We start from the raw sequence: 3,353 nt of genomic DNA on the forward strand, positions 1-3,353 counted from the left end.
GTTCCGAAGGCCAGCCGACCTTCCTGTACATGGGCGGCGCCTTCCCGCGCCACACCTTCTCGGCCCGCATCGCCGGCGCCAACCGCGGCAAGTTCAGCTTCCCGCTGGAAAGCCTGGAAGGCAAGACCGTCTGCGTGATCGGCAAGATCGCCCGTGACGCATCGCGCGCTGAAATCGAAGTCAGCTCGCCGGCCGGCCTCAAGCTCGCCAACATCAAGTAATCCGCTGTACGCCATGCCACGCCGGCACCGTCCGGCGTGGTCGCTGCAACCGGGCACGATGCCCGGACGCGTTTGCCCTTGGAGATCGCACCGCCCATGCCCTGGATCAACAACCTCAAACTGATGCCGAAGTTGATGCTGACTTTCGGCGTCCTCCTGCTGGTGATGCTGCTGCAGGGCATCGTGGCCTATCGTGGCTTGTACTCACTCAACAACGTCACCACCGAACTGGCGGGCCACCGGATGGAGAGCATCCGTACTGCCGGTGAAATCCGCGGCATGGTCGGCGAATACCGCAACTCGGCCTACCAGGGCCTCATCCGCGCCAGCGCAGACGTCAAGGCCGAAGCCAAGACCCGTGCCGCCGACCTGCGCGGCAAGATCGACCTGGCCATCAAGAAATACCCCGAACTGATCGACAATCCCCAGCAGAAGAAGCTGTTTGATACCTTCGCCAAGGATTGGAAAGACGCGCTGGTTTCCTACGATGCGGTCAGCGAAATGCTGGAGCTGGACCTGCCCGACGATGCCATCGACACCTTCGTCGGCGAGACCCGCAGCAAGCACCAGAAGGCCTCGTCCGCGCTCGAAGCACTGATCGCCGAAGACAACCGGCTGGCCCGCGCCTCGCGCGAGGAAGCCGAGTCCACCTACGCCGCTTCGGCCACCCTGACCGTCATCGCCTTGCTCGGCGGCGCCGGCCTGGGCCTGGTGCTGGTGTTCCTGTTCGCCCGTTCGCTGGTGGGCAGCATGCGCGGCGCCGTGTCGGTGGCCAACGATGTCGCCAGCGGCAAGCTCGATGGCCACATCGACGTCAGCCGCAAGGATGAAGTCGGTGACCTGATGCAGGCCATGCAGCGCATGCAGCGCGACCTGCGCGAGCGCACCGAGACCGACCAGGCCATCGCCCGCGAGAACCTGCGTATCCGCACCGCGCTGGATTACAGCTCCACCGGCGTGTACCTGACCGACAACCAGCTCAACATCGTCTACGCCAACCGCGCCCTGGAGCAGAGCCTGTCCCAGTACCAGGACGAGCTGCGCAAGCACCTGCCCGAGTTCGACGCAGGCGCCTCGCTGGTCGGACGTCCGCTCACCGTGCTGGAGCACCGCGGCGAGATGGATGCCAGCCTGCTGGCCAACCTCAAGCAGCATGGCGTGGCCCGTCGCGCGATGCAGTTCGGTGATGCCCAGTTCGCCCAGGTGGTCTCGACCATCCGCAACGAAGAAGGCGAGAGCGTCGGCCACGTCGTGGAATGGCGTGACCGTACCCCCGAAGCGCTGGTCGAGGCCGAAGTGGCGCGCGTGATCGCCCAGGCCGCTGCCGGCGACCTGTCCGGTCGCATCGTCGCCGAAGGCAAGGAAGGCTTCTTCCTGCAGCTGGCACAGCAGATCAACGGCCTGCTGGACGCCAACGCGGCCAGCATCGAACAGATCTCCGGCCTGCTCACCGCGCTGTCGCAGGGCGACCTGACCGTGCGCATGCACGGCGATTTCCAGGGCGTATTCGCCACCATGCGCGACGATGCCAACGCCACCGCCGAGCAGCTCAGCGGCATCGTCACCCGCATCAAGCATTCCAGCCAGGCCATCAGCTCGGCTGCCAGCGAGATCGCCACCGGCAACAGCGACCTGTCGCGCCGTACCGAGCAGCAGGCCGCCAACCTGGAAGAAACCGCCGCCTCGATGGAGGAACTCACCTCCACCGTGCGCCAGAACGCCGAGCATGCCCGCCAGGCCAACCAGCTGGCCATTGGCGCACACACCGTCGCCAGCCAGGGCGGTGACGTGGTCGGCCAGGTGGTCACCACCATGAGCGCGATCCAGACCTCGTCCAAGAAGATCGCCGAGATCATCTCGGTCATCGACGGCATYGCSTTCCAGACCAACATCCTKGCGCTCAACGCRGCKGTGGARGCGGCGCGTGCCGGCGARCAGGGSCGCGGCTTYGCSGTGGTCGCCTCCGAAGTGCGCAMCCTGGCCCAGCGTTCGGCCGGTGCCGCCAAGGAGATCAAGGGCCTCATCGACGACTCGGTCGGCAAGGTCAACGACGGCTCGGCACTGGTGCACAAGGCCGGCGCGACCATGGGCGAAATCGTTGCCTCGGTGCAGCGCGTGACCGACATCATGGCCGAGATCTCCGCCGCTTCGCAGGAGCAGTCCGCCGGCATCGAGCAGGTCAACCAGACCGTCGTGCAGATGGATGAAACCACCCAGCAGAATGCCGCCCTGGTGGAAGAAGCCACTGCCGCCGCCCGCTCGATGGAAGAGCAGGCCGGCCACCTCAGCGATGCAGTGTCGATCTTCACCCTCGACGCGCAGGACGTGGTGGCACCGGTGGCGTTCGCCCCGCCAGCCTCGCGCGCCCCGGTGCGCCAGGTTGCCGCCGCACCGGCACCGGCCCGCCGCCCCGCCGCCCGCCCGGTTGCCACCGAACTGGCCGACGGCGACTGGCAGGAGTTCTAAGCCCGCCAGCGGCCTGTAAACCGGCACGGCAGAAGGCCCCGATACCCATCGGGGCCTTTTTGTTGACCCCCAGGTAGAGCCACGCCCTGCGTGGCTGCTCTACCTCCGGGCACCGCGCGCAGCCACCCATGGGGTGGCTCTACCAACGCAACCCACACACCGGGTAGAGCCACGCCATGCGTGGCTGCTCTTCCTTCCGGGCGCCGCGCGCAGCCACCCATGGGGTGGCTCTACCAGGCGCCACCCGCTCCAATCTGAATACGCTCAGTCACTACACCTCAATCGGCGCGCTCCCCGGCCGATAACAGCATTGCCTCGACACGATTGTCGACCCAAGACGCCCTGCACATGAATCTGATCAGCCGCTGGAACCAGTATTTCTCCAACCTGTCCGTCAGGCGCAAGCTCAACCTGCTTACCGCATTGATTGCCGTCGGCGTGATCGCCCTGGCCGTGATCGCTGCCCGCATGCAGTACCTGGACCTCACCGACACCCGCAAAGACAGCCTGAAGATCCAGGTCGAACTGACCTACGGCATCCTGGACCATTACCACCGCCTGGCCGAAACCGGCGAGCTGGATGACGCGGCAGCGAAGAAGGCCGCGCTGGAAGCCATCGAGCGCATGCGCGCCGACAACGATGCCTACTACTACAGCGTCTACGAC

General features: G+C 66.1%; 2 protein-coding genes and 1 pseudogene. All 3 read left to right on the plus strand.

Annotated elements, in window-relative coordinates; genetic code table 11:
* A pseudogene (locus tag ACXJKH_RS17235) lies at positions 1 to 221 on the plus strand (hypothetical protein); the annotation flags it as partial.
* A 96-nt stretch (positions 222 to 317) separates the two neighbouring features.
* On the plus strand, positions 318 to 2,687 hold the full coding sequence (locus tag ACXJKH_RS17240; protein ID WP_457321149.1) for a methyl-accepting chemotaxis protein: 2,370 nt from the start codon (positions 318 to 320) through the stop codon (positions 2,685 to 2,687).
* Positions 2,688 to 3,035: 348 nt separating this feature from the next.
* A partial coding sequence (locus tag ACXJKH_RS17245) for a cache domain-containing protein (protein WP_457321151.1) occupies positions 3,036 to 3,353 on the plus strand: 318 nt, incomplete at its 3' end.

This window comes from Stenotrophomonas sp. P5_B8 (assembly GCF_054049855.1).